Origin of the sequence: Massilia eurypsychrophila (genome assembly GCF_002760655.1) — a bacterium.
In the GTDB taxonomy this organism is placed as follows: domain Bacteria; phylum Pseudomonadota; class Gammaproteobacteria; order Burkholderiales; family Burkholderiaceae_D; genus JAFCUW01.
In genome coordinates, this window is sequence record NZ_PDOC01000004.1 from 373,229 (window position 1) to 396,696 (window position 23,468).

Below are 23,468 nucleotides of genomic sequence, written 5' to 3' on the forward strand. Positions count from 1 at the left end.
CAAAAATGCGCAAACTGATACAAGCTGGCCTGATTGCCGCGGTGCTCGCGGTTCCTTCAACGTGGGCGCAAGACGCCTCGCCGGTGGGGATGTGGAAGAGCATCGACGACGACACCGGCAAGCCGAAGGCGATGATCCGCATCACCGATAACCAGGGGCAGCTGGAAGGCCGCATCGAAAAACTGTTCCGCCCGGCCGACCAGGAGCAAAATCCGAAGTGCGACAAGTGCGACGGCGCGCGCAAGGATCAGCCGATGGTGGGCATGATGATCCTGTCGGGCTTGAAGAAGGATGGCGACGCATACAGCGGCGGCGAGATCCTCGACCCAGCCAACGGCAAGGTGTACCGCAGCAAGGCGACGCTGAAAGATGGTGGCAAGAAGCTGGAAGTGCGCGGCTATGTCGGCGCGCCTATGTTTGGCCGTTCGCAGACCTGGGTGCGCGAGCCGTAACAGCAAGCAGATACATTCTGTCCTGTGTCGAAGCGGGGACCTGCTGAGCTAGCTCGGCATAGGTCCCCGCTGTCGCGAGGATGACCGCTTTTTAGTTACAAGTATGGCAAGCTTCTATCGACCGGCGAGCGCCCTGGCCAGGTGCCGGTCCAGCTGATTCGCAAAGTTTTGCCGGTCCGCATTTCCGTACGGCGCCGGCCCACCGGTATCGACCCCGCCGCTGCGCAACTCCTCCAAGAACGCCCGCATCGACAAGTGCTGGGCAATGTTGTCGACCGTGTAGAACTCGCCGCGCGGATTGAGCGCGTATCCGCCTTTTTCCAGCACTAGGCTGGCCAATGGAATGTCGGCCGTCACGACCAGGTCGCCGTGCGCCAGCAGGCGCACGATTTCCAGATCGGCCACGTCGGCGCCGGCGCTCACCTGCAGCGCGCGGATGAAACGCGAGCCCGGCACGCGCAGCAGCTGGTTCGCCACCAGCGTCACGGTCAGCTGCCGGCGCTCTGCCACGCGGAACAAAATCTCCTTGCACACCAGCGGGCACGCGTCCGCGTCGACCCAGATTTGCATCGCATTCCTCTCTTCAGATTGTTATGCATTTTGCATGACAGTGTTGTCAAAATGTTGCAACGGCAATTGCCTTTCGGAAAATGTCGGGTTGTGTTATCGTTAGCAAATTCCGCTGGTATTTGCGCAACTATTTGTTATTTAAAGCAAGAACAAGCCTTGGAGCCGTCATGATAATACTTCGATGTGTGTCGTTCCTGATCGGGATAGTCATCCTGATGGGCGCGCCGTTCATCCTGCTGCCAGACGCGCCGCAGCGCGGCAGCGACGTCCTCAACGTCATTGGCGGATGCATTATCATCGCCCTGCTCGCTTCGGGTTTTTTCTTGGTTGGCATTGCCGGCAACCGCATGAAACGGTCCCTGCGCGCACGCGTGCTGGCCGCCGTATTGCTCGGCTTCCCCATTCTCGGCAGCATCGGTGTGCTGATGCTGGACCAGACACCGGTTGAAGTGTGGATGATCGGTCCGTTGCTGTTCTGCTCTATTTTGCTGTTTATCGGCTTCGTCTATCCCGGCCGGCGCGGGCCAAAGCACCGGCGCATGCGCCCGCGTGATCCGTCCGCCACCATCGCCGAAGCGTAACGTCACTGTTTACTGGTCCGGCAGGGCGTCCCACAAGTCGCCCGTCGGGCTGGTGCGCGGCGCCGCCACCCCGAAGTGACGGTACGCCAGCGGCGTGGCGATCCTGCCGCGCGGCGTCCTCTGCAAATATCCCTGCTGGATCAAGAACGGCTCGATCACATCTTCGATGGTGTCGCTTTCCTCGCCGATCGCCGCGGCCAGGTTGCCGATGCCGACCGGCCCGCCGCCAAACTTGAACAGTACCGCTTCGAGCAACTTGCGGTCCATCACATCGAAGCCAACCGAATCGACGTCGAGCATCACCAGCGCGGCGTCCGCCATCGCCTTGGTGATTTCGCCGTTGCCCTTCACTTCCGCGTAGTCGCGCACGCGGCGCAGCAGCCGGTTGGCGATACGCGGCGTGCCGCGCGCGCGCAAGGCAATTTCGCGGGCGCCATCGTCGACGATCGGCGCGCCGAGCAGTGAGGCGCTGCGGGTGACAATGCGCGACAGCTCCTGGGCGTTGTAGAACTCGAGCCGGGCGACGATGCCGAAGCGGTCGCGTAGCGGATTGGTCAGCATGCCGGCGCGCGTGGTGGCGCCGACCAGGGTGAACGGCTGCAGGTCGAGCTTGACCGAACGCGCGGCCGGACCTTCGCCGATCATGATGTCGATCTGATAGTCTTCCAGCGCCGGATACAGGATTTCCTCGACGATCGGCGACAGGCGGTGGATTTCGTCGATGAAGAGGACGTCGTTCGCTTCCAGGTTGGTCAGGATGGCCGCCAGGTCGCCCGGGCGTTCGAGCACCGGACCGGACGTCTGGCGCAGGTTGACGCCCATCTCGCGCGCGATGATGTGCGCCAGGGTGGTCTTGCCAAGGCCTGGCGGGCCGAACAGCAACGTGTGGTCGAGCGCTTCCTTGCGCTTGCGCGCGGCCGAAATGAAGATCTCCAGCTGGCCGCGGATTTTTTCCTGGCCGACGTATTCGTCGAGATGCTTGGGGCGCAGCGCGCGCTCGATCGCCTCTTCGTTGGGCGAAGCGGGCGTGGCGGCGATGATGCGCTGCTCGGTGAAATCGTCGGTTTGAATACTCACTGATTACCCTTTTGTGAGCGCCTTGAGCGCGTACTTGATGCCGTCTGAGACGGAAGCACCGGCCGGCATGTTCTTGATCGCAGCCAGCGCCTCCTTGTCAGAATACCCCAAAGCCAGCAGCGCGCTAAGGATGTCCGATTGCGCGTCGTGCAAGACGGCGGCGCCGGGTGCGCCGAGGTCGGCGCCAAGCTTGCCTTTGAGTTCCAGCAGCAGCCGCTCGGCGGTTTTTTTGCCGATACCGGGAACCTTGACCAGCCGGCCGGCCTCCTGCAAGGTCACCGCCTGCGCCAGGTCGGCGATCGTCATGCCCGACAGGATCGACAGCGCGGTGCGTGCGCCGACGCCGGTGATCTTGATCAGCTGGCGGAACACGCTGCGCTCGGCCGCATTGCCGAAGCCAAACAGCAGGTGCGCATCCTCGCGGATCGCCTGGTGGGTGAACAGGGTCACCTTCTCGCCCAGCCCCGGCAGGTTGTAATAAGTGCTCATCGGCACATCGACTTCATAGCCGACGCCGTTGCAATCGACCAGCAGTTGCGGCGGATTTTTTTCGAGCAGGATTCCGGAGATGCGACCGATCATCGATAGCCTTATTAAGTGAGTTAAACCAGGCGGCCGCGCTTCATGCGCAGGCCGCCGAGGGCTGGCGCCACGGCGCCGATCAGCGCCAGCGCATCATGGCTGTTGGCGTGGCAAATGGCAACGCCGAGCGCGTCGGCGGCATCGGTTCCTGGCAGTCCCGGCAGCACCAGCAGGCGCGCGACCATCTCCTGCACCTGGGCTTTTTCCGCCTTGCCGGTGCCGGTGACGGCTTGCTTGACCTGCAGCGCGGTGTATTCGGCCACGTCGAGGTCGCCGCCAACGAGCGCCGTGATGGCGGCACCGCGCGCCTGGCCGAGCAGCAAGGTCGACTGCGGATTGACGTTGACGAACACCTTCTCGATCGCGGCGCAGTCGGGATTATAGGTGCGGATGATTTCGGCGATACCGGCGAAGATGACCTTCAGGCGCGGCGGCAGCGCGCTCTCGCTGCCGGTCTTGATGGTGCCGGAAGCGATATAGCGCAGCTTGCTGCCGTGCTTTTCGATCACCCCGAATCCCGTGGTGCGCAGCCCGGGGTCAATGCCTAAAATTATCATGCACGAATGTTATACCGGTCGGCAACGTTCGTGTGAAAAGACTGTGCAAAAACACAGGCATTTCATCGCCCACTCCGCCGGCACCAAGAAATTGGGGTCAGATCCGTTTATCGTTCGGCGCAATTCCAAAAAACCGCCGAACAAACGGGTCTGACCCCAATTGGAAGTTCACTGTCGGGCGATCGAAAATGGGCCCAGACGAACGCGGTCATCACTGTAAGAATAACGCCTGGTGCTTCGGCTGAGCTGGTCAAAATACGCGCCCGAATAAATTGGGGTCAGACCCGTTTGTCGTTTGGCGGAATCGAGTAATACCGCCGAACAAACGGGTCTGACCCCAATTTTTAAGGTGTTGCTCGCAGGATCAGTGGCGGAAGTGGCGGACGCCAGTGTAGAGCATGACCACGCCGCGCTCATCGGCAGCGTCGATCACTTCCTGGTCGCGCATCGAGCCGCCCGGATGGATCACGCAAGTGGCGCCGGCATCGACTACGACGTCGAGGCCGTCACGGAACGGGAAGAAGGCGTCGGATGCCACCGCCGAGCCCGCCAGCGTCAGGCCGGCATTCTGCGCCTTGATCGAGGCGATCCGGGCCGAGTCGATCCGGCTCATCTGGCCGGCGCCGACGCCCAGGGTCATGCCGTTGGCGCAGAAGACGATCGCGTTCGACTTGACGAACTTGGCAACGCGCCAAGCAAACATCATGTCCTGCAGCTGCTGCTGGGATGGCTGCGCCTTGGTGACCACGCGCAGTTCGCCCAGGCCAACGTTCCTAGCGTCGGGCGACTGCACCAGCAGCCCGCCGCCGACACGCTTGACGTCGAACGGATTGTTGCCTTCGCCAAGCGGAATCTGCAGCAGGCGCACGTTCTGCTTGGCCGCCATCAATTGCAACGCTTCGGCGCTGAACGACGGCGCGATCAACACTTCCACGAACAGCTTGGCGATCTCGGCGGCGGTGCGCGCGTCGACTTCGACGTTAAAGGCGATGATGCCGCCAAACGCCGAGGTCGGATCGGTCTGCAGCGCGCGGCCATAAGCGTCCGCCGCATCGGTGCCGATTGCCACGCCGCACGGATTGGCGTGCTTGACGATGACGCAGCCGGCCGGCTGGCCGAGCCCGCCCAGCGACTTGACGCATTCCCACGCGGCATCGGCATCGGCGATGTTGTTGTACGACAGCTCCTTGCCCTGCAGCTGCTGGTAGTTGGCCAGCGCGCCGGCGGCCGGCTGCAGGTCGCGGTAAAAGGCGGCCGACTGGTGCGGGTTCTCGCCGTAGCGCATGTCCTGCACCTTGTCGAACGTCATGTTCAGCACTTGCGGATAGGCAGCGCGCGTGGCGTGCGCCTTGTCTTCGCCCAGACTGGTCAGGTAGTTGGTGATGGCGCCGTCGTACTGCGCGGTATGGGCGAACACTTTCTTGGCGAGCATGAACTTTGTGTCGTAGCTGACCGTGCCGGCCGCCGCCGAGGTGCCCTTCATTTCGGCCAGCACCAGGCCGTAGTCGGCCGGGTCGCACACCACCACGACGTCCTTGTGGTTCTTGGCGGCCGAGCGCAGCATGGTCGGCCCGCCGATGTCGATGTTCTCGATCGCATCTTCCAGGGTGCAGCTGTCCTTGGCGACGGCTTGCTGGAATGGATACAGGTTGACCACCACCATGTCGATCGCCGGGATGTTGTGCTCGGCGAGCTTGGCAACGTGATCGGGAAAGTCGCGCCGCGCCAGAATGCCGCCATGCACTTTCGGATGCAGCGTCTTGACGCGGCCATCGAGCATTTCCGGAAAGCCGGTGTAATCGGCCACTTCGGTGACGGCAACGCCATTTTCGGCCAGCAATTTCGCGGTGCCGCCGGTCGACAGGATGTTGACGCCCATGGCGGAAAGCGCGCGTGCAAAGTCGAGCACGCCGGTCTTATCGGAAACGGAAATCAGAGCTTGTGTGATCATGGGAGTGGCCCGGTTGATGAGGATTCGGTGTTCAGCCGCGATGGGCGCGAACGACCGCGCCCCACCGTCGGCGCCGGCGCTTTACAGCAGCCCGTGTTCTTGCAGTTTCTTGCGCAAGGTGTTGCGGTTGATGCCCAGCATTTGCGCCGCGTGGGACTGGTTGCCCTCCGCGCGCAGCATCACCACCTCGAGGATCGGCTTCTCGACAGTGAGGACGACCATGTCGTAAATGTTCGACGCTTGTTGTTCGCCCAGGTCGTTGAAATATTCTTCGAGACTTTTCTGGATAACTTCCTGGATACTTTCTTTGCTCATTTTTTCTACTTGATCCGGCTGATTAATGTTGTCGCCGCAGCTCTTGAGGCAGCGTTCGTCCCATATTCTTATTTTGTGCTCGCCCTTTTCCTATGCGGCAAGGGACTCGTCAACGACGCTGACGGGCCGGTATTGTAACCGCTCGCCGAGTCTGTGTTGCGATTCGAAGAACTGGTCGAGCGCGGCCAGCTGGTCGGCGGTCGATTCCAGCAGGTTCATCTGGCGGCGGAATGTCTCGCCACCCTCCAGTTCACGTACGTACCAGCCGATGTGCTTGCGGGCCGTGCGCACGCCGAGGAACTCGCCGTAGAATGCGTAGTGCGCTTTTAGGTGCTCGTGCATCAGGGCGCGCACTTCCGCCACCATCGGCGCCGGCAAGTAGGTGCCGGTGCGCAAAAAATGGTCGATCTCGCGGCAGATCCACGGCCGCCCCTGCGCCGCGCGGCCGATCATCACCGCGTCCGCACCGGTAAAGGCCAGCACGTCGCGCGCTTTTTCGGGAGTCGTGATGTCGCCGTTGGCGACCACTGGAATCGTCACGGCTGCCTTGACCGCGGCAATGGTGTCGTACTCGGCGTCGCCGGAGTAGCCGTCGGCGCGGGTGCGGCCGTGCAAGGTCAGCATCTGGATGCCGGCCTGCTCGGCAATCCGGGCAATGCGCAATGCGTTCTTGTTGTCGCGGTTCCAGCCGGTACGAAACTTCAACGTCACCGGCACGTCGACGGCGCCGACGACCGCGTCGAGGATGCGTTCGACCAGGCTTTCGTTTTGCAGCAGCGCCGAACCGCACCAGCTGTTGCACACCTTCTTGACCGGGCAACCCATGTTGATGTCGATGATCTGGGCACCGCGCTCGACGTTGAATTTGGCGCAGTCGGCCAGGTCCTGCGGATCGGCGCCGGCGATCTGTACCGCTTTTGGCTCCATCTCGCCGGCGTGGTCGGTACGGCGCGAACTTTTTTCGGTTGCCCACAGGCGTGGATTGGAAGCGGCCATCTCCGACACGGCATAGCCGGCGCCGAGCTGTTTGCACAGCTGGCGGAACGGGCGGTCCGTGACGCCCGCCATCGGAGCGACGAATACATTATTGCGCAGCAGGTAAGGGCCGATTTGCACTGGAGAATAAAAAAGAGAGGACGGAACCTGCTATCTTAACCGATCTACTGCTCAAATTATAAGCACTATTTTGTTACGATAACTCGTCGAGGGCGCGTGGCGTCAGGTGTGCCACTTCGCCCCAGCTCGCCAGCGCCAGCTTGCCGCCCTGCACCGTGAAGCGGTTGATGCTGGCATTGAGGACCGGAAAGTTGCGCGGCGTCTCCAGCGGCAGGTCGAGCGCCGCGCGGTAGGCGCACTCGAGCACGCCGCCGTGGGCGACGACGACGATGTTACCGCCTGGATGGGCATTCGCCGCGGCGACGATGCCGTCCACCGATCGCGCGTAAAACTGGCGGAAGCTTTCGGCCACGCGGACGCCGGCCGGCATCAAGGCGTCGACATCGCGCGCCTGCCATGCGGAAAATTCAGCCGGGAAGCGCTGCTCGATCTCGGCGTACAGCAAGCCTTCGAAGCGGCCGTAGCAGCGCTCGCGCAGCGCCGTATCCTGGCTGACGGTGATGCCGCGCGCGGCGGCGATCGCCTGCGCCGTTTGCAGCGCGCGCTGTAGGTCGCTGGCAAAGACGGCGTCGACGTGCTCGCCGGCGAGCGCATCAGCGACCGCGCCGGCCTGGCGCAAGCCTTCGGCGTTGAGGGCGATGTCGATGTGACCTTGCAGGCGGCGTTCGGCGTTCCAGGCAGTTTCGCCGTGGCGGATGAGAATGATGTTGGTGTTCGGCATGGCCGCCATGATACCAGTCTGGCCGCCCCGGTTGGCCTCGAGACTGTCGCGGCTGCGCTTACTTCGCCAGCGATTCGGCCACTTCGGGATTGAGCGAATAGACTCCGAACACCTGTGCCTCGTCGAGGATATGGCCGCGGATCGCCAGCCGCGCCTCCGGCCCCGTGAAATCGCCTTCGAGCGGAAACGGCACATCCAGCGCGTACAGGCAGAACAGATACGCGTGAAGGCGCAGGTCATTCCACGGCGGGCATGGCCCGTCATAACCGAAATACTCGCCCGCCATGTCGGGATCGTCAACAAACAACGCCGTGTAATCGTTCAGCCCCTGGCGCAACTGATGCTCGGTGCCATTCTTAATAGTGAACGGCAACAGCGGACCAGGCTTGCCGTGCGGCGTGACCATCTCGGATAACTTGCCTTCGCCCAGAGACTTGATCGCCACCGGAATGTCGACCAGCGTCCAGTGATAAAAATCGACCCGCGGCAGATCCTCGGCCAGCAACTTGCCTTCCTGGTTCATGCCGTGCTTGACGGCTGGCGCATCGACATCGCGGCAGAACAGCGCCAGCGACTGCGTGCCGGACGGAACTTCGTCCCACCCCAGGTGGGGATTACGATTGGGGGCGTAGCGCACATGCGTGGCCGGCTCGATCTGCGCGAACGCGCATTCCGGCGGGATGACGCCGCCTTCGGTGAATGAATCGCTCCACAGTCTCATCGCAGTCTCCTGCCCGTATGGTCTATTGACCGCGGCGCAGGCCGGAGGTTTCACCCAGGGCGCGCCGCCGGTGCGATTTGCAGCCAGAACGTGACAGGCCCATCGTTGATCAGCGCCACTTTCATGTCTGCGCCGAACTGGCCCGTCGCTACCATAGCATGGCGCGCGCGCGCCCGGCGCACCATATGTTCGAACAATTTCACGCCGTCCTGCGGGCTGGCGGCCGGCGAAAACGACGGCCGCGTGCCGGAATTAGTGTCCGCCGCCAGCGTAAATTGCGGCACCAGCAACAGGCCGCCGCTGATGTCGGTGACGCTGCGGTTCATCTTGCCGGCGTCGTCACTGAACACCCGATAGGCCAGCAATTTGGACAGCAGCGCGTCAGCTTCCTTCTCGGTATCGCCCTTCTCCGCGCACACCAGTACCAGCAGGCCGGCGCCGATCGCGCCAATCTCGGCGCCATCGACCACGACACTGGCCTGGCTGACCCGTTGCAGCAGGCCGATCATGCAGACAGCGTCACGCGGGCAAACTTGCGCTTGCCCACCTGCAGCACGAAGGTGCCGGCGTCAAGCTTGAGCGCCTTGTCGGCGATCACCACCCCGTCGATGCGCACGCCACCCTGGTCGACCATGCGCATCGCTTCCGAGGTCGATGCGCACAGCCCGGCCTGCTTGAGCAGCTGCGGCAGGCCGACCGGGGCGCCGGACAGCGCCAGTTCGGCGACGTCGTCCGGGATGCCGCCCTTCGAACGGTTGACGAAATCGGCCAGCGCGTCAGTCGCCGCCTGGGCCGAATGGAAGCGCTCGACGATCTCCTGCGCCAGCGCTACTTTGGCGTCGCGCGGGTTCATCCCTTCGGCGACAGCCTTTTTCAATGCCGCGATGTCGGCCAGCGAGCGAAACGACAGCAATTCGAAGTAGCGCCACATCATGACATCCGAAATACTCATCAGCTTGGCAAACATGGTGTTGCCCGGCTCGGTGATGCCGATGTAATTGTTCTTCGACTTCGACATCTTCTCGATGCCGTCGAGTCCCTCGAGCAAGGGCATGGTCAGGATGCATTGCTGCTCCTGCCCATAATCTTTCTGCAATTCCCTTCCAACCAGCAAATTGAATTTCTGATCTGTTCCACCTAGCTCAAGGTCCGCCTTCAAAGCGACGGAATCATAGCCTTGCATCAAAGGATAAAGGAACTCATGGACGCTGATGGGAGTCCCACTCTTGAATCGTTTGGTAAAATCGTCGCGTTCCATCATTCTTGCTACGGTGTAGCGCGATGACAATTCGATCATGCCGCGCGCCCCGAGCGGATCGGACCATTCGGAGTTGTAGCGAATTTCCGTGCGGGACGCATCCAGTACCAGCGACGCCTGCTTAAAGTACGTCATCGCGTTCAGTTCGATCTGTTCGCGCGTCAGCGGCGGGCGCGTGATGTTCCGGCCCGACGGGTCGCCGATCATCGACGTGAAGTCGCCGATCAGGAAGATCACCTGGTGCCCCAGGTTTTGCAACTGGCGCATCTTGTTCAGCACTACCGTGTGGCCGAGGTGCAGGTCGGGCGCGGTGGGGTCGAGGCCCAGCTTGATGCGCAGCGGCTTGCCGCTGTGCTCAGAACGGGCGAGCTTTTGCGCGAATTCGGCTTCAATGAGCAGCTCGTCGACGCCGCGTTTGGTGATGGCGAGCGCTTCCAGCACGTTATCTGTCAGCGGCAGCGCCGGTGAAGCCGGCGCGCCGGCGGCGTTCTTGGAAGGTGAGGAAGTGGTCATATGGTCTTATTAACTGATATTCAAAAAAGTGGGGCAGGCGCGAGAGTTTGCTATAATGCCCGATCCTATTAACGTTGCCCAATGAAAACTAATCAAACCAACAACAATAAAAAGTAGTGATCCATTGGATGTTCAAGCGGCAAATTTTAACTGATTGCATGAACCCTACACACAAAATCACAGGTAAGCGCTGGACCGGCCTGCTGGGAACAACGCGAAAGGTGCGCATCATCAGCGCCAGCGCTATCTTCCTTGCAGTGTGCGCATTCGGAGCCGCTGGCGTCGCGCCATTGGCACCGGATGCGTCCGATGTCCCAGTCAAATCCATCGCCCAGGATCTGGAACTGCCGAACCTGGCAGAACAGATCTCCGCGCTCCAGCAAGAGCCACAGCAATTCATCCACGAAGAAAAAGTACGCCCAGGCGATTCGCTCGCTTCGCTGCTGTTTCGCCTCGGTGTCGATGACCAGGGTGCGATCGCCTTCATCAAGAGCGACAAGGTCGCCAAGGGTGTGATGCAGCTAAAAACCGGCAAGCGCGTGCAGGCCAAGACCGACGAAGACGGCGAGCTGCAGTGGCTGCGCGCGACAGTGGTCGACGCCAACGACAACCCGGTCAAGAATATTTCGATTACCCGCAAGGATGACAAGTTCATCGCGCGCGAATCGGCGCCCCAGCTCGAGCGGCGCGTCGAAATGCGTGCACGCCAGATTACCAATTCGCTGTATTCGGCGACCGATTCAAGCACCGACGGCGGCAAGCTGCCCGACTCGATCGTCGCCCAGATCATCGAGATGTTCTCGACCAGCATCGACTTCCGTACCGACCTGACCCGTGGCGACCGTTTCAACGTCGTCTACGAAACGTTCTGGCAAGACGGCGAGATGGTGCGCACCGGCCGCATCCTCGCTGGCGAATTCGTCAACCGCGGCGTCAGCTACCAGTCGGTATGGTTTGAAGACCCGACCAGCAAGCAAGGCGGCGGCTACTACACCTTCGACGGCAAGGCGCTGAAAAAAGCCTTCCTCAAGTCGCCGCTGGAGTTCTCGCGGATTTCATCGGGCTTCTCGAACCGCATCCATCCGATTTCCGGTGCGTGGAAAGCACACAAGGGCGTCGACTACGCAGCCGCGCTCGGTACGCCGATCCGCGCCTCGGCCGATGGCGTGATCGACTTCGCCGGCGTCTCTGGCGGCTACGGCAACATGGTCGTCATCAAGCATTGGGCCAGCTACACCACCGCCTACGCGCACATGAGCCGGTTTGCACGGGGCATGCGCAAAGGCACCAAGATCAGCCAGGGCGACATCATCGGCTACGTCGGCTCGACCGGCTGGTCGACCGGCGCCCACCTGCACTACGAGTTCCGCGTCAACAACGAAGCGCGTGATCCGAACACGGTGAACAAGATCGCCCAGGCGCCGCTGACGCCGGCCGAACTGGCCCGCTTCAAGAAATCGGCTGCCGACATGACACACCGCTTCGCGCTGCTGCGCCCGGGCGGCAATTCGATGGCGGCCCGCTAGCTCATCGTTCGCGCACGCACCCATCATGGGCGGGAAAGCACAGCTTTCCCGCCTATTTTTTTGAGCCAACCAATGACCACTTTATCTTCCTTGTATATCGGCCTGATGTCCGGCACCAGCCTGGACGGCGTTGACGGCGTGCTGGCCGACTTCGCCGACGACGGCGCCATCCGCACCCTCGGCGCCGCCTTCGTCCCGTTCGGCGCGCCACTGCGCGCCGACCTGATGGCGCTGCAAGCGTCGGGTGTCAATGAAATCGAGCGCGAGGCGCTGGCCGGCAACCAGATCGCGGCCGCCTACGCTGCCTGCGTGGCGCAGTTGCTGCCGGCGGCAAGCGGGCCGGTGCGCGCCATCGCCGCGCATGGACAGACCGTGCGCCACCGGCCGGAGCTCGGCTTTACGCGCCAGACGATCAATGCGGCGCTGCTGGCCGAACTGACCGGCATTGACGTGATCGCCGACTTCCGCAGCCGCGACGTTGCCGCCGGCGGCCAGGGCGCGCCGCTGGTGCCCGCTTACCACCACGCCCAGTTCGGCAAGCCCGGCCAGACGCGGGTGGTGGTCAACATCGGCGGCATCGGCAACATCAGCGTGCTGCAAGCAGGTGGCGCCGTCACCGGCTTCGATACCGGGCCGGGCAACGTGCTGATGGATGGCTGGATCGCGCGCCACCAGGGCAAGGATTACGATGCCGATGGCGCCTGGGCCGCCAGCGGCAGGGCCAGTGAAGCGCTGCTGGGAGTATTGCTGGCGGAACCCTACTTTGCCATCACCGGGCCGAAGAGCACCGGCCGCGACCTGTTTCACATGGCGTGGCTCGACGCAATGCTGGCGCGCAGCCCCGCCCTGCCGGCCGCCGACGTGCAGGCCACGCTGACGCGGCTGACGGCGGTGTCGATCGCGCGCGCGATCCACGGCGAAGCCGTCAATATTGATGCTGTGTATGTGTGCGGGGGCGGCGCCTACAACGGCGCACTGATGCGGGAACTGGCGGCGGCGCTGGGCGGCGACGTCACGGTGGAGTCGACCGCGGCGCTGGGCGTGGCGCCGAACCGGGTGGAAGCGCTAGCGTTCGCCTGGCTGGCGTTTCGCTTCCACCAACGCAAAGCGGGCAATTTGCCCGCTGTGACCGGGGCCAAGGGCGACCGGATTCTCGGCGCACTTAACCCCGCGTAATGAAGTGCTGCCCTCGTCAGGGCAGCGTGGGACTTAGGCCGAGAACGACGAACCGCAGCCGCAGGTCGACGTGGCGGTTGGGTTCTTGATGACGAACTGGGCGCCTTCGAGGTCGTCCTTGTAGTCGATCTCGGCGCCCACCAGGTACTGGTAGCTCATCGAATCGATCAGCAGCTGGACGCCGTTCTTGACCATCGTGGTGTCGTCCTCGTTGACGATTTCATCGAAAGTGAACCCGTACTGGAAGCCCGAGCATCCGCCGCCCTGTACGAACACGCGCAGTTTCAGGTCCGGATTGCCCTCTTCCTCGATCAGCTGCGCGACCTTTTGGGCGGCGCTGTCGGTGAAGATGATCGGCGAAGGGATGACGTCTTGCATTTCGGCTACTGCATTCATGGGTGACTCCTACTTGGGTACAATTGGGCCCATTATAGACTGTTGACGGTTCTCACGCTTCGCTTGCTTCAGCGACGGCCAGGTGGAACACCGGCTCCCCGGTCAGCTGATGGGTGAACTTGCCGGTAACGGTCGCGCCGCCGTGCATTTCCAACAGTTTGTAATGGACATCACCTATGATGCGGCCTTTCGGCTGCAATTCAAGCAGCTCGGACGCAAAAACCGAACCGGCGATGTATCCATTGACCACCAGGTTGGCGCAGCGCACCTCGCCTTCGATGCGGGCGTGCTCGGACACGATCAGCACATTGTCGGGACCGTCGGCAGCGACAACATTGCCGTGCACTTCGCCGTCAATGCGCAGGCCGCCGGTAAAACACAGGTCGCCCTCGATACGGGCGGAGATGCCGATAAGGCTGTCAACTTCACTTTTGGCGTTTCGACCGAACATATTAGCTGTCCTCGCAGTGACTAATCGCAACAGGCGATCGATGCTGATTGCAAATTCAATCAGACATTGATCAATTTACCGTTCCCAACGTCCGCCGCTTTGATCTAGATCGTCGCCACCGGCGTATTTCTCGACGGCAGCGCCGATCAGCCATTTAGTCCAGCGTTAAGGCAACAGTGCGATATGCTTCAGTCCGGTCGATTCGGGCAGGCCGAACATCAGGTTCATACACTGCACTGCCTGGCCGGCGGCGCCTTTGACCAGGTTATCCTGGACCACCAATATGACTACCATGTCCGAGCCATCCGGGCGATGCAGCGCCAGGCGCAGCATGTTCGAGCCGCGCGTCGAGCGCGTTTCCGGATGCGAGCCGAACGGCATCACGTCGACAAACGGCTCGTCCTGGTATTGCTGCTCGAACAACGCCTGCAATGCCTCATTGCTGATGTCCGTGGTCAGGCGGGCGTACAGCGTCGCGTGCATGCCGCGGATCATCGGCACCAGGTGCGGTGTGAACACCAGGCCCACCTTGTCGTCGGTATAGCGCTGCAGCTGCGCCGACGTTTCCGGCGTGTGGCGGTGACCGGCCACGCCGTAGGCCTTGAAATTGTCGCTCGACTCCGAGAACAGCGTGCCGATCTCGGCCTTGCGGCCGGCGCCGGAGACGCCCGACTTCGCATCGGCAATCAGGCTGGACGCGTCGACGAGGCCGGCCTTGAGCAGCGGATAGAATCCCAGCTGCATCGTGGTCGGATAGCAACCCGGGTTAGCGATCAGCTTGGCCGACTTGATCGCCTCGCGATTGAGTTCCGGCAGGCCATATACCGCCTGCTCCAGCAATTCGGGCGCGGTGTGCGGGATTTTGTACCACTTCTCGAAAGTGGCCTGGTCCTTCAGGCGGAAGTCGGCGGCCAGGTCGATGACCTTGACGCCGGCGGCCAGCAGTGCGGGCGCCTGCGCCATGGCAACGCCGTGCGGGGTCGCGAAGAACACCACGTCGCACTGGGCGAGGTCGATTTTGTCGGGCGCCGAGAATGCCAGGTCGACATGGCCGCGCAACGACGGGAACATGTCGGCGACCGGCAGTCCGTCTTCCTTGCGCGACGTGATGGCGGTCAGTTGCGCATCTGGATGGGCCGACAGCAATCGCAGCAATTCCACGCCTGTGTACCCGGTGCCGCCTACGATGCCAACTTTGATCATGTCTGTTCCTTCGAATATAAGAATAAGGTGCTGCTGAAACAAGCGTGCAATTTTAACAGCCCTCCAAAAATCTCGCGTTCTACTGCGCCCTTAAAAAATTGGGGTCAGACCCGTTTGTTGTTCGGCACAGGCACTCTACCGCCGTCGGACAAACGGGTCTGACCCCAATTTTTAAGGGCGCCGCGGTGTTTGTCATTTGGCGTAGTGCACCAAACGCCGTTGAACAAACGGGTCTGACCCCAATTGTTTACTAGCCAAATTGGGGCGAAAAAAAGCCGCCGGGCTTTGCAGCCGGCGGCTTTTTCGCGCAGCGCCGCAAGGCGCCGCAGGGGGCGAATTAACGCTTCGAGAATTGCTTTGCGCGACGTGCTTTGCGCAGACCAACTTTTTTACGCTCGACTTCACGGGCATCGCGCGTAACGAAACCGGCACGTGCCAGGTCGCCCTTCAGCGTTGCATCGTAGTCGATCAGGGCGCGGGTGATGCCGTGGCGAACTGCACCAGCTTGGCCGGACTCACCACCACCGTGAACGTTGACCTTGATGTCGAAACGCTCGACATTGCCGGTCAGTTCCAGCGGCTGGCGAATGACCATCATTGCCGTTTCGCGCGAGAAGTAATCAGTCGCCGGCTTGCCATTGACGATGATTTGGCCAGTGCCAACTTTGATGAAGACGCGAGCGACTGCACTCTTGCGACGGCCGGTGCCGTAATTGTAGTTACCGATCATGTCAGCTCCTTAGAGAACGAGTGCTTTAGGTTGCTGCGCAGCGTGCGGATGGGAACCTTCCGCGTACACTTTGAGCTTCTTGATCATCGCGTAGCCGAGCGGGCCCTTAGGCAGCATGCCCTTGACCGCTTTTTCGAGCGCGCGACCCGGAAAACGCTGTTGCATTTTCAGGAAATTGGTTTCGTAGATACCACCTGGGTAACCCGAGTGACGGTAGTACGTCTTCTCAGTTGCCTTGGTACCGGTCACGCGCAGTTTACCTGCATTGATTACGACGATGAAATCGCCGGTGTCGACGTGCGGAGTGAATTCAGGTTTGTGCTTGCCGCGCAGTCGGAGTGCCACTTCGCTGGCAACACGTCCGAGGATCAGATCCGTCGCGTCAATCACTAACCAATCGCGCTGGACTTCATGTCCTTTAGCGGAAAAAGTTTTCATGTTGACTTCCTAATATGTAAATCGCTCAAATGGTGGTTCCGCTCTTGCTGCCCGCGGACTCTGCCTTATTGTCTTTCCTGAGCAAACGGAAAGCCGGCAATCATAGCGCACTTCGGTCCGCCAAGTCAACCGCCAAGGCCGCCGCTGTTGCATCGGGCGTCGCGTCCTGGCTGGATTAAGTTGCCCGATTTCATTTACCGTAAACTGCAAAATCGATTGACCGATGAAACAGTGCCACTCTAGTATTGCTTGGCATTCACCACGGGGAGTTCTAGTGACATTTCGACGTTGCCTCGATGCGCCGCTGCTTGGCCTGCTATTGCTGGCCACCGCCGCCGCCCACGCCGCCGGCGGCCTGCAGGGCCGCTCCTGCCACCTGCCGGGCGTCGAGGAAGCCCTGCGCTGCGTCAGCGTGCCGGTCGCGCTTGATTACGCCCGCCCCGCCGGCGCCAGCATCAAGCTGCACGTGACGGTGGCGCCGGCATATCGCGAATCGGCCCTTCCAGACCCCTTGTTCGTGCTCGCCGGCGGCCCCGGCGAAGCCGGCTCGGACGTGCTGCCGCTGCTGAACAATACGTTTCGCCGCATCCGCGCCACCCGCGACATCGTCTTCATCGACCAGCGCGGCACCGGCCGCTCCGGCAAGCTCAGCTGCGACGACAGCAAGGCCACCGACGCGGCCATGACCGAGCAGCAGCTCGAAGCCGAGGTGCTCGCCTGCATCGGTGCGATGAAGGTCGATTTTGCCGCCTACGGCACCGCCAACGCCGCGCGCGACATCGACCAGGTGCGCCGTGCGCTCGGCTACGACAAGATCAACCTGTTCGGCGGCTCCTACGGCACCCGCCTCGGCCAGGCGTACGCGCGCGCTTTCCCGGCGCAGCTGCGCGCGATGGTGCTCGACGGCGTCGCCGCGCCCGAGCAGGTCATTCCCGCCGGCGGGCGCGACGGCCAGGCCGCGCTCGACGCGCTGTTTCGCCAGTGCGCCGCCGAGCCCGGCTGCCAGCGGGCTTTCCCCCAGCTGCGCCAGGAGTTCGACGCCCTCAGCGCCAGGGTGGCGGCCGGCAAGGTCAAGGTCGCCGTCGCCGATCCGCGCACCGCCGAACCGCTGAGCCTGGCCATGAACAGCGGCCGCTTTCTCAATACCGTCCACAGCATCCTGTATTCGCCGGCCGACAGCCGCCGCCTGCCGTTCCTGATCCACAGCGCCGCCAACGGCCGCTGGGAGCCGTTCGTGGCGCGCCGCAACGTGGCGGCCGACTTCTCGGCCAACGGCTCGATCGCGCTGGTGCTGCACCTGGCCGTCATCTGCGCCGAGGATTTCCCGCGCCTGACGCCGGCCTTGCGCGCCGACGACGCCTCGGCGCTGACCGCGCCCGTGCTGTCGCGCCTGCCGGCAATGTGCAAGGCGATCAACGTCGCGCCGGTCGCCTTCGTGGCGCCGACCAGGATCGAGGCGCCGGTGCTGATGCTCTCCGGCGTGCTCGACCCGGTGACGCCGCCACGCCGCGCCGAGGCCGCCGCCAAGTACATGGCGCGCGCCCAGCACCTGGTGGTGACCAACGCCGGCCATGGCATCGCGCAGCTCGGCTGCACGCCGCGGCTGCTGCGCGAGTTTCTCGACAATCCGGCCGCGCCGGTACAGGCGGCGTGCCTGAAAGACCTTCCGGTGCCGGCCTTTCAGCTCGGCAGCTCCGGACCGCAACCGTAACCGCCGGGACAGACCATGATCGAAACGCAGGATGTACGCAAACAATTCGGCGCCGTGCAGGCACTTGGCGGGGTCAGCTTCAAGGCGCAGGACGGCCAGATCACCGCACTGCTGGGCCCGAACGGCGCCGGCAAGACCACCTTGCTGCGGCTGCTGGTGGGCCTGCTCAAGCGCGACCACGGCAGCATCAGCATCGACGGCGTCGATCCGGAAAAGGACCCGATGGCGGTGCGCCGCAACATCGGCTTTCTGACCGACCAGTTTGGTTTGTACGACCGCCTCAGCACGCGCGAATACCTCGTCTATTTTGGCGAGCTCAACGGCATGGCTGGACCAAGCCTGCAGCAGCGCATCGATGAAGTGTCGAACCTGCTGGGCATGAACGACATCCTCGAGCGGCGCGCCAAAGGCTTCTCGCAAGGCCAGCGCATCAAGGTGGCGCTGGCGCGCACTCTGCTGCACCGCCCACGCCACCTGCTGCTCGACGAACCGAGCCGCGGCCTCGACGTGATGAGCACGCGCGCACTGCGCGCCGCCCTGACCGAGCTGCGCCGTGACGGCTGCTGCGTCATCATGGCCACCCACGTGATGCAGGAAGTGACCCACCTGTGCGATGACGTCATCGTCATTGCCAAGGGCCACACCGTGGCGCAAGGTTCGCCACAGCAATTGTGCGAACGCACCGGCATCGCCAGCCTGGAAGACGCCTTTGTCAGCCTGGTCGGCACCGAAGAAGGGATCGTCGCATGAAGGCGAAATGGCTGATCGTGTTCCTCAAGGAGTTTCGCGAAACGCTGCGTGACCGCCGCTCGCTGGGGCTGCTGGCGCTGTTTACGTTGATGTACCCGGTGATGCTCGGCCTGGTGCTGCACCAGCAGATCAAGAAGGCCACCAAGCCCGAGCGCGAAGGCATCGAACTGGCCGTCATCAACGCCGCGATGGCGCCGAACCTGATGACCCAGTTCAAGCACAAGAACATCACCGTGCGGCCGATGGGGCCGATGGACGAAGAGCAGATCGCCACCATGCTGCGCGACAAGAAGACGGTGGCGGTGCTGCGCATCAGCGACAAGTTCGCCGACAACTACCAGGCGATGCGCCCGGCCGAAGTCGAACTGTGGTTCGATTCGGCGTCCGACAACCGCGCCCGCCAGCGCGACATCGAGGACGTGCTGCAAAGCTACGGCTCCGGCGTGGCCAGCGCCCGCCTGCTGGCGCACGGGGTGTCGCCGGCCACCGTCGCGCCGGTCAAATTGCAGCGCTACGACACCGGCACCACGGCGGCGCGCTCGGCCGGCCTGATCGGCGGCATCCTCGGCTTCCTGTTCTTCCCGGCCGTCATCTGCGGCCTGTCGGCCGCGGTCGACAGCACCGCGGGCGAACGCGAACGGCGCTCGCTCGAAGTGCTGATGTCGCAGCCGGCGCACAGCTGGGAACTGGTGGTCGGCAAGTGGCTCGCCGCCGCCAGCCTGGCCATCATCGGCATCACGCTCGAACTATTCCTCGCGCACGCCATCATGAGCTGGCTGCCGCTGGAGGAAATCGGCATGGCCTGGCGCGTCACCACGCTCGACCTGTTGCTGGTGAGCCTGGCGTCAATCCCACTGTCGCTGTTCGCCTCGTCGCTGCAGATCGCGGTGGCGATGAACGCCAAGTCGTTCAAGGAAGCGCAGAGCATGCTCACGTTCGTGCTGTTCATGCCGATGGTGCCGGGGCTGGCGGTGACGATGATGGACCTGAAGACGGCGATGTGGATGTACAGCGTGCCGATGCTGTCGAACCAGACCTTGCTGCGCGAAATCGCCCGGGGCGACCAGATCGGCGTGTTGCCCTACCTGCTGACGTTTGCCAGCTCGATGGTGTGGGCGCTGGCGGCGGTGGCGTTTGCCAGCTGGCGCATGAAGAGCGAGCGCTACGTGCTGGCGGTGTAGGCGGTAGAATAAGGCGCACTTATCGATTACCTGAGGATCGCAATGGAAGTTAAAGTCAGCTGGAACGGCCCGTCGGGCATGAGTTTTCGCGCCGAGACCGGTTCTGGCCACATGGTCAGCATGGATGGCGCCCCGGATGGCGGCGGCCACAACCTGGCGCCGCGGCCGATGGAAATGGTGTTGCTCGGCACCGGCGGCTGCACCGCCTACGATGTGGTGCTGATCCTCAAGCGCGGGCGCGAAGACGTGCGCGGCTGCGACGTCACGCTCAAGGCAGAGCGCGCCGAGTCCGATCCGAAAGTGTTCACCAAGATCCACTTCCACTTCACCGTCACCGGCAGCAAGCTCAAGCCGGGCAGCGTCGAACGCGCGGTCAGCCTGTCGCACGACAAGTATTGCTCGGCGTCGATCATGCTGGCCAAGACGGCCGACATCACCCACTCGTTCGAAATCGTCGACGTCAATTAATCGGCGGCGGGGTTGGGGGCTGCGGCGTATTTAGATGTAGTACGCCGTGGTGGTCATGACCTTGGCCATCGCCGTCATCGCCGCGCGCGCCGGCGCCGGCACCTCGATTGCCCCGAGCGCCTGCGCCGCGGCGCCATGCGCGGCCTCGTCAACGCGCATCTGCTCGACGATCGCGCGTGACTTGCTGTCGTGCGCAGGCAGCGACACCAGGTGGCTGTCGAGGTGAGCTTCGACCTGGCGCTCCGTTTCCACCACGAAGCCCAGACTGCGGGCGTCGCCCAGGTGGGCCGCCACGGTACCCATCGCATAGGCGCCGGCATACCATAAGACATTGAGCATGCTCGGCTGCGAGCCCAGCTCGGCTAACCGCTGCGCCGTCCACGCCAGGTGATCTTCCTCTTCACGGCCGGCCTGCTCGAACTGCGCGCGCATGGCGTCGGTCTTGGCGAAGCGCGCCTGCGCATCGTACAGCGCCTGGGCGCACACTTCGCCGACATGGTTCACCCGCATCAGGCCGGCGCTGCGGCGCTGGTCGGCCGCCTCCAGGTTGACGTCGGGCGCATGGGCGCCGGGGTTCGGCCGCGTCGCCGTCGCCACGCCCGCAATGACGCGCAGCGCCTTGTCGAAGCCGACGATCAGGTTGTCGAGGGGATTGCGGGAAGAGTTGGCGACCATGGTGTGTGTGCAAAAAGCAAGTAAAAGGACATTATAGAGTGCCGGACGCGGCCGGGTCGCCGCCCTCGACGGCCGGGTTCTCCGCTGGCCTGGCCGACGCCTTCTGGCGCTCGATCCAGTCCAGTACCGGGCCGCCGATGTCGAGCTTGGAAATATCCTTCGCCACGCCAAGGTTGAGCGACAGCAAGAAGGCGATGGTGTCGACCGGCACTTCCGGGCAATGCTCGGCGAACACGCTGACGAAACGCGGCGCATCGACCACCGCCACCACTTTCTCGCCGCTCATGAACTGCAGCGCGCTGGCAATGCTGTGCCCGCCGCCGAGCGACTGGTAGATGAAGCGATTGTAGTCGCGGTCGACCTGCTTGAAGTCGATGGTGTCGGACGTCATCAGGCCGGCCAGGTAATACAGCCCCAGCGCAACACGGAACCACGCCACCGACTCCTCGCGGTTGCGCGCGGCGCGTGCCACCGCCAGCACCTTCTCTTGAATCACAGTGTCCATGCGGACATTATCCACATTTCCGGCGCCGCTGGCGACGATTCTGCGCGCCGGATCAAACCAGCACGCCGTTTTCGCTGTCCAAGCGAGAGCATCGACTTCACGCGAGGACGCCATGGAGCAGACACTTCCCCCCAATCCGCGCCGCCATTTCCTCGGCGTCGCCACCAGCGCCGTGGGCACCGTCGGCCTGGTCGCCGTTGCCATCCCGTTCTTCAAGACGATGACGCCGAGTGAACGCGCGCGCGCCGCCGGCGGCCCCGTCGACGTTCCGCTCGCCAGCGTGCCGCCGGGCACCATCACCACCGTCGAATGGCGCGGGCGCCCGGTCTGGATCCTGCACCGCACCCCGGCCATGCTGGCCTCCCTGGGCGGCCACGACGCCGACCTGGTCGACCCCGCCTCGCAGGAAGACCAGCAGCCGTTCTATGCGCGCAACGCCACGCGCGCGACGCGGCCGGAGTTTTTCGTCGCCACCGCCGTGTGCACCCACCTCGGCTGCATCCCCGCGTTCCGCCCGGAAGTGGCGCCGCCCGACCTCGGCCCGCGATGGCCCGGCGGCTTCTTCTGCCCTTGCCACGGCTCGACCTTCGACCTGGCCGGGCGCGTGTTCCGCAACGTGCCGGCGCCGCGCAACCTCGAAATTCCGCCGTACAGCTTCGCCGGCGACAACGTCGTCGTCGGCGTCGAACCGCTCGAAGCGAACACCTGACGTCAATACGCGCGCCCGCCCGGGCTGCCAACCGGGCGCAAACGCCGCCGCTAGCGTAGCATCGCGGGCGCGGCGCGCCTGCGCCCCACTCCACCAAATATGCAATCTGGGACAGCCAAAGCGCGGACTGTCGCATGAGCCGCCCGGCGCGGCATAAATTTTATACAATGCAATAATCGCGAAGGTGCGCCCGCCGGCTCACTTGGTACGCTCGCGCTCGCAATCAGGATCAGGAGTCAGTAATGGAATTACGCATCCGCAATTTGTCCAAGACCTACGCCAACGGCGTCGTGGCGCTGGACAAGGTCACCCTCACGATCCCGGCGGGGATGTTCGGACTGCTCGGGCCGAACGGCGCCGGCAAGTCGACCTTGATGCGGACGCTGGCGACCTTGCAGGAGTGCGATTCCGGCTCGGTGTTCTTCGGCGACCTCGACGTACTCGACGAAAAGGACGACATCCGCCGCCTGCTCGGCTACCTGCCGCAGGACTTCGGTGTCTACCCGAAAGTGACCGCTTACGAACTGCTCGACCATTTTGCCGTTCTGAAGGGCTTGTCGCACAAGGCGCGCCGGCGCGAGGTCGTCGATGGCCTGTTGCAGCAAACCAACCTGTTCGACGTGCGCCACCAGCGCCTCGGCGGCTTTTCCGGCGGCATGCGCCAGAGATTTGGCATCGCCCAGGCGTTATTGGGCGATCCTCGCCTCATCATCGTCGACGAGCCGACCGCCGGCCTCGACCCGCAGGAGCGGGTCCGCTTCCACAACTTGCTGTCCGACATAGGCGACGACAAGACCGTGCTGCTGTCGACCCACATCGTGTCCGACGTCGCCGACCTGTGCGCCAACATGGCGATCATCAACAAGGGCCACGTGCTGCTGTGCGGCGAACCGCAAAAGCTGATCGACGACATCGACGGCAAGATCTGGGCGCGCTTTGTCGCCAAGCATGAACTGGCCGCGTTCCAGCAACGCCACGCGGTGATCTCGACGCGCCTGCTGACCGGGCGCACCTTGATCCACGTCTACGCCGAGCGCGATCCGGGCGACGGCTTCGAGCCGGCCGTCGGCGACCTCGAGGATGTCTACTTCGCCACCATTGCCGGGCGCCATTTGGCCGCCAGCAATTGCTAGGG

28 protein-coding genes are annotated in these 23,468 nt (G+C 63.3%); 10 read left to right on the forward strand and 18 right to left on the reverse strand.

Annotation, left to right across the window (positions count from 1 at the left end):
• Positions 1–5 precede the first annotated feature (5 nt).
• Entirely contained in the window at positions 6–452 is a 447-nt protein-coding gene (locus CR105_RS09715) for a DUF2147 domain-containing protein (RefSeq protein ID WP_099788222.1), read from the forward strand.
• Positions 453–566: 114 nt separating this feature from the next.
• On the opposite strand, the gene CR105_RS09720 is transcribed toward CR105_RS09715, so the two are convergent.
• Positions 567–1,022 (reverse strand): YaiI/YqxD family protein, encoded by a 456-nt coding sequence (locus tag CR105_RS09720; protein ID WP_099788223.1) that lies wholly within the window; start codon positions 1,020–1,022, stop codon positions 567–569.
• Positions 1,023–1,207: 185 nt separating this feature from the next.
• Between CR105_RS09720 and CR105_RS09725 the strand changes: the two genes are divergently transcribed.
• Positions 1,208–1,603, forward strand: a complete 396-nt coding sequence (locus tag CR105_RS09725) for a hypothetical protein (RefSeq protein ID WP_099788224.1) — start codon at positions 1,208–1,210, stop codon at positions 1,601–1,603.
• A 9-nt stretch (positions 1,604–1,612) separates the two neighbouring features.
• Here the strand turns inward: CR105_RS09725 and ruvB are convergent, their stop codons facing one another.
• The 10 genes from ruvB to tyrS form a co-directional block, all read right to left on the reverse strand.
• A complete protein-coding gene (gene ruvB, locus CR105_RS09730) occupies positions 1,613–2,680 on the reverse strand; it encodes a Holliday junction branch migration DNA helicase RuvB (protein ID WP_099788225.1) in 1,068 nt (355 codons plus the stop codon).
• A 3-nt stretch (positions 2,681–2,683) separates the two neighbouring features.
• Positions 2,684–3,262 (reverse strand): Holliday junction branch migration protein RuvA, encoded by a 579-nt coding sequence (gene ruvA, locus CR105_RS09735; protein WP_099788226.1) that lies wholly within the window; start codon positions 3,260–3,262, stop codon positions 2,684–2,686.
• Between the two features lie 20 nt (positions 3,263–3,282).
• The gene (gene ruvC / locus CR105_RS09740) at positions 3,283–3,819 is read right to left on the reverse strand and encodes a crossover junction endodeoxyribonuclease RuvC (RefSeq protein ID WP_099788227.1); all 537 of its coding nucleotides are present in this window, start codon (positions 3,817–3,819) and stop codon (positions 3,283–3,285) included.
• Positions 3,820–4,183: 364 nt separating this feature from the next.
• Entirely contained in the window at positions 4,184–5,770 is a 1,587-nt protein-coding gene (gene purH, locus CR105_RS09745) for a bifunctional phosphoribosylaminoimidazolecarboxamide formyltransferase/IMP cyclohydrolase (protein ID WP_099788228.1), read from the reverse strand.
• A gap of 81 nt (positions 5,771–5,851) precedes the next feature.
• A complete protein-coding gene (locus CR105_RS09750) occupies positions 5,852–6,085 on the reverse strand; it encodes a helix-turn-helix domain-containing protein (protein ID WP_099788229.1) in 234 nt (77 codons plus the stop codon).
• 90 nt (positions 6,086–6,175) lie between these two features.
• Entirely contained in the window at positions 6,176–7,201 is a 1,026-nt protein-coding gene (gene dusB, locus CR105_RS09755; RefSeq protein ID WP_099788230.1) for a tRNA dihydrouridine synthase DusB, read from the reverse strand.
• 73 nt (positions 7,202–7,274) lie between these two features.
• Positions 7,275–7,922 carry a histidine phosphatase family protein gene (locus CR105_RS09760; protein WP_099788349.1) on the reverse strand — a complete coding sequence of 216 codons (648 nt, stop codon included), beginning with the start codon at positions 7,920–7,922 and terminating at the stop codon, positions 7,275–7,277.
• Between the two features lie 58 nt (positions 7,923–7,980).
• Positions 7,981–8,643 (reverse strand): YbhB/YbcL family Raf kinase inhibitor-like protein, encoded by a 663-nt coding sequence (locus tag CR105_RS09765; RefSeq protein ID WP_099788231.1) that lies wholly within the window; start codon positions 8,641–8,643, stop codon positions 7,981–7,983.
• 50 nt (positions 8,644–8,693) lie between these two features.
• Entirely contained in the window at positions 8,694–9,152 is a 459-nt protein-coding gene (gene dtd / locus CR105_RS09770; protein ID WP_099788232.1) for a D-aminoacyl-tRNA deacylase, read from the reverse strand.
• On the reverse strand, positions 9,149–10,414 hold the full coding sequence (gene tyrS / locus CR105_RS09775; protein WP_099788233.1) for a tyrosine--tRNA ligase: 1,266 nt from the start codon (positions 10,412–10,414) through the stop codon (positions 9,149–9,151). The genes dtd and tyrS overlap by 4 nt, the downstream gene beginning before the upstream one ends.
• Positions 10,415–10,572: 158 nt before the next feature.
• Between tyrS and CR105_RS09780 the strand changes: the two genes are divergently transcribed.
• Entirely contained in the window at positions 10,573–11,940 is a 1,368-nt protein-coding gene (locus CR105_RS09780) for a M23 family metallopeptidase (RefSeq protein ID WP_099788234.1), read from the forward strand.
• A gap of 72 nt (positions 11,941–12,012) precedes the next feature.
• The gene (locus CR105_RS09785) at positions 12,013–13,116 is read left to right on the forward strand and encodes an anhydro-N-acetylmuramic acid kinase (RefSeq protein ID WP_099788235.1); all 1,104 of its coding nucleotides are present in this window, start codon (positions 12,013–12,015) and stop codon (positions 13,114–13,116) included.
• A gap of 33 nt (positions 13,117–13,149) precedes the next feature.
• On the opposite strand, the gene erpA is transcribed toward CR105_RS09785, so the two are convergent.
• The 5 genes from erpA to rplM form a co-directional block, all read right to left on the reverse strand.
• A complete protein-coding gene (gene erpA, locus CR105_RS09790) occupies positions 13,150–13,512 on the reverse strand; it encodes an iron-sulfur cluster insertion protein ErpA (RefSeq protein WP_099788236.1) in 363 nt (120 codons plus the stop codon).
• A 52-nt stretch (positions 13,513–13,564) separates the two neighbouring features.
• On the reverse strand, positions 13,565–13,963 hold the full coding sequence (locus CR105_RS09795) for a bactofilin family protein (RefSeq protein ID WP_099788237.1): 399 nt from the start codon (positions 13,961–13,963) through the stop codon (positions 13,565–13,567).
• A gap of 165 nt (positions 13,964–14,128) precedes the next feature.
• The gene (gene argC / locus CR105_RS09800; RefSeq protein WP_099788238.1) at positions 14,129–15,166 is read right to left on the reverse strand and encodes an N-acetyl-gamma-glutamyl-phosphate reductase; all 1,038 of its coding nucleotides are present in this window, start codon (positions 15,164–15,166) and stop codon (positions 14,129–14,131) included.
• A gap of 337 nt (positions 15,167–15,503) precedes the next feature.
• Positions 15,504–15,896: a 30S ribosomal protein S9 gene (gene rpsI, locus CR105_RS09805; RefSeq protein WP_099788239.1), complete on the reverse strand. Its 393-nt coding sequence runs from the start codon at positions 15,894–15,896 to the stop codon at positions 15,504–15,506.
• A 9-nt stretch (positions 15,897–15,905) separates the two neighbouring features.
• Positions 15,906–16,334 carry a 50S ribosomal protein L13 gene (rplM, locus tag CR105_RS09810; RefSeq protein ID WP_099788240.1) on the reverse strand — a complete coding sequence of 143 codons (429 nt, stop codon included), beginning with the start codon at positions 16,332–16,334 and terminating at the stop codon, positions 15,906–15,908.
• Positions 16,335–16,608: 274 nt separating this feature from the next.
• Here rplM and CR105_RS09815 point away from each other — a divergent pair, with 274 nt between their 5' ends.
• The 4 genes from CR105_RS09815 to CR105_RS09830 are packed head-to-tail and all read left to right on the forward strand — an operon-like array spanning position 16,609 to position 20,444.
• Positions 16,609–18,045: an alpha/beta fold hydrolase gene (locus CR105_RS09815; protein ID WP_229413788.1), complete on the forward strand. Its 1,437-nt coding sequence runs from the start codon at positions 16,609–16,611 to the stop codon at positions 18,043–18,045.
• Positions 18,046–18,060: 15 nt separating this feature from the next.
• Complete coding sequence (locus CR105_RS09820; protein ID WP_099788242.1) at positions 18,061–18,795, forward strand: ABC transporter ATP-binding protein; 735 nt, start codon at positions 18,061–18,063, stop codon at positions 18,793–18,795.
• Positions 18,792–19,976, forward strand: a complete 1,185-nt coding sequence (locus CR105_RS09825; RefSeq protein ID WP_099788243.1) for an ABC transporter permease — start codon at positions 18,792–18,794, stop codon at positions 19,974–19,976. Before CR105_RS09820 ends, CR105_RS09825 begins: the two co-directional genes overlap by 4 nt.
• 42 nt (positions 19,977–20,018) lie before the next feature.
• Positions 20,019–20,444 carry an OsmC family protein gene (locus CR105_RS09830; RefSeq protein WP_099788244.1) on the forward strand — a complete coding sequence of 142 codons (426 nt, stop codon included), beginning with the start codon at positions 20,019–20,021 and terminating at the stop codon, positions 20,442–20,444.
• Positions 20,445–20,474: 30 nt separating this feature from the next.
• Here CR105_RS09830 and coq7 read toward each other — a convergent pair whose 3' ends face one another.
• Together coq7 and CR105_RS09840 are read right to left on the reverse strand one after the other, a co-directional pair.
• Positions 20,475–21,119, reverse strand: a complete 645-nt coding sequence (gene coq7 / locus CR105_RS09835) for a 2-polyprenyl-3-methyl-6-methoxy-1,4-benzoquinone monooxygenase (protein ID WP_099788245.1) — start codon at positions 21,117–21,119, stop codon at positions 20,475–20,477.
• Between the two features lie 31 nt (positions 21,120–21,150).
• Positions 21,151–21,624, reverse strand: a complete 474-nt coding sequence (locus CR105_RS09840) for a hypothetical protein (RefSeq protein ID WP_229413789.1) — start codon at positions 21,622–21,624, stop codon at positions 21,151–21,153.
• Positions 21,625–21,736: 112 nt separating this feature from the next.
• On the opposite strand from CR105_RS09840, the gene petA reads away from it, so the two are divergent.
• On the forward strand, positions 21,737–22,333 hold the full coding sequence (gene petA, locus CR105_RS09845) for a ubiquinol-cytochrome c reductase iron-sulfur subunit (RefSeq protein WP_099788246.1): 597 nt from the start codon (positions 21,737–21,739) through the stop codon (positions 22,331–22,333).
• 242 nt (positions 22,334–22,575) lie between these two features.
• Positions 22,576–23,466 (forward strand): ABC transporter ATP-binding protein, encoded by an 891-nt coding sequence (locus tag CR105_RS09850; RefSeq protein ID WP_099788247.1) that lies wholly within the window; start codon positions 22,576–22,578, stop codon positions 23,464–23,466.
• Positions 23,467–23,468 lie beyond the last annotated feature (2 nt).

Excerpts from the sequence above, each read along its gene's own strand:
- CR105_RS09715 (WP_099788222.1), top strand. The coding sequence starts at position 6 with ATGCGCAAACTGATACAAGCTGGCCTGATTGCCGCGGTGCTCGCGGTT.
- CR105_RS09720 (WP_099788223.1), bottom strand. The coding sequence starts at position 1,022 with ATGCAAATCTGGGTCGACGCGGACGCGTGCCCGCTGGTGTGCAAGGAG.
- ruvA (WP_099788226.1), bottom strand. The coding sequence starts at position 3,262 with ATGATCGGTCGCATCTCCGGAATCCTGCTCGAAAAAAATCCGCCGCAA.
- ruvC (WP_099788227.1), bottom strand. The coding sequence starts at position 3,819 with ATGATAATTTTAGGCATTGACCCCGGGCTGCGCACCACGGGATTCGGG.
- purH (WP_099788228.1), bottom strand. The coding sequence starts at position 5,770 with ATGATCACACAAGCTCTGATTTCCGTTTCCGATAAGACCGGCGTGCTC.
- CR105_RS09750 (WP_099788229.1), bottom strand. The coding sequence starts at position 6,085 with ATGAGCAAAGAAAGTATCCAGGAAGTTATCCAGAAAAGTCTCGAAGAA.
- CR105_RS09760 (WP_099788349.1), bottom strand. The coding sequence starts at position 7,922 with ATGCCGAACACCAACATCATTCTCATCCGCCACGGCGAAACTGCCTGG.
- CR105_RS09765 (WP_099788231.1), bottom strand. The coding sequence starts at position 8,643 with ATGAGACTGTGGAGCGATTCATTCACCGAAGGCGGCGTCATCCCGCCG.
- dtd (WP_099788232.1), bottom strand. The coding sequence starts at position 9,152 with ATGATCGGCCTGCTGCAACGGGTCAGCCAGGCCAGTGTCGTGGTCGAT.
- tyrS (WP_099788233.1), bottom strand. The coding sequence starts at position 10,414 with ATGACCACTTCCTCACCTTCCAAGAACGCCGCCGGCGCGCCGGCTTCA.
- CR105_RS09780 (WP_099788234.1), top strand. The coding sequence starts at position 10,573 with ATGAACCCTACACACAAAATCACAGGTAAGCGCTGGACCGGCCTGCTG.
- CR105_RS09785 (WP_099788235.1), top strand. The coding sequence starts at position 12,013 with ATGACCACTTTATCTTCCTTGTATATCGGCCTGATGTCCGGCACCAGC.
- erpA (WP_099788236.1), bottom strand. The coding sequence starts at position 13,512 with ATGAATGCAGTAGCCGAAATGCAAGACGTCATCCCTTCGCCGATCATC.
- CR105_RS09795 (WP_099788237.1), bottom strand. The coding sequence starts at position 13,963 with ATGTTCGGTCGAAACGCCAAAAGTGAAGTTGACAGCCTTATCGGCATC.
- argC (WP_099788238.1), bottom strand. The coding sequence starts at position 15,166 with ATGATCAAAGTTGGCATCGTAGGCGGCACCGGGTACACAGGCGTGGAA.
- rpsI (WP_099788239.1), bottom strand. The coding sequence starts at position 15,896 with ATGATCGGTAACTACAATTACGGCACCGGCCGTCGCAAGAGTGCAGTC.
- rplM (WP_099788240.1), bottom strand. The coding sequence starts at position 16,334 with ATGAAAACTTTTTCCGCTAAAGGACATGAAGTCCAGCGCGATTGGTTA.
- CR105_RS09820 (WP_099788242.1), top strand. The coding sequence starts at position 18,061 with ATGATCGAAACGCAGGATGTACGCAAACAATTCGGCGCCGTGCAGGCA.
- CR105_RS09825 (WP_099788243.1), top strand. The coding sequence starts at position 18,792 with ATGAAGGCGAAATGGCTGATCGTGTTCCTCAAGGAGTTTCGCGAAACG.
- CR105_RS09830 (WP_099788244.1), top strand. The coding sequence starts at position 20,019 with ATGGAAGTTAAAGTCAGCTGGAACGGCCCGTCGGGCATGAGTTTTCGC.
- coq7 (WP_099788245.1), bottom strand. The coding sequence starts at position 21,119 with ATGGTCGCCAACTCTTCCCGCAATCCCCTCGACAACCTGATCGTCGGC.
- CR105_RS09840 (WP_229413789.1), bottom strand. The coding sequence starts at position 21,624 with ATGGACACTGTGATTCAAGAGAAGGTGCTGGCGGTGGCACGCGCCGCG.
- petA (WP_099788246.1), top strand. The coding sequence starts at position 21,737 with ATGGAGCAGACACTTCCCCCCAATCCGCGCCGCCATTTCCTCGGCGTC.
- CR105_RS09850 (WP_099788247.1), top strand. The coding sequence starts at position 22,576 with ATGGAATTACGCATCCGCAATTTGTCCAAGACCTACGCCAACGGCGTC.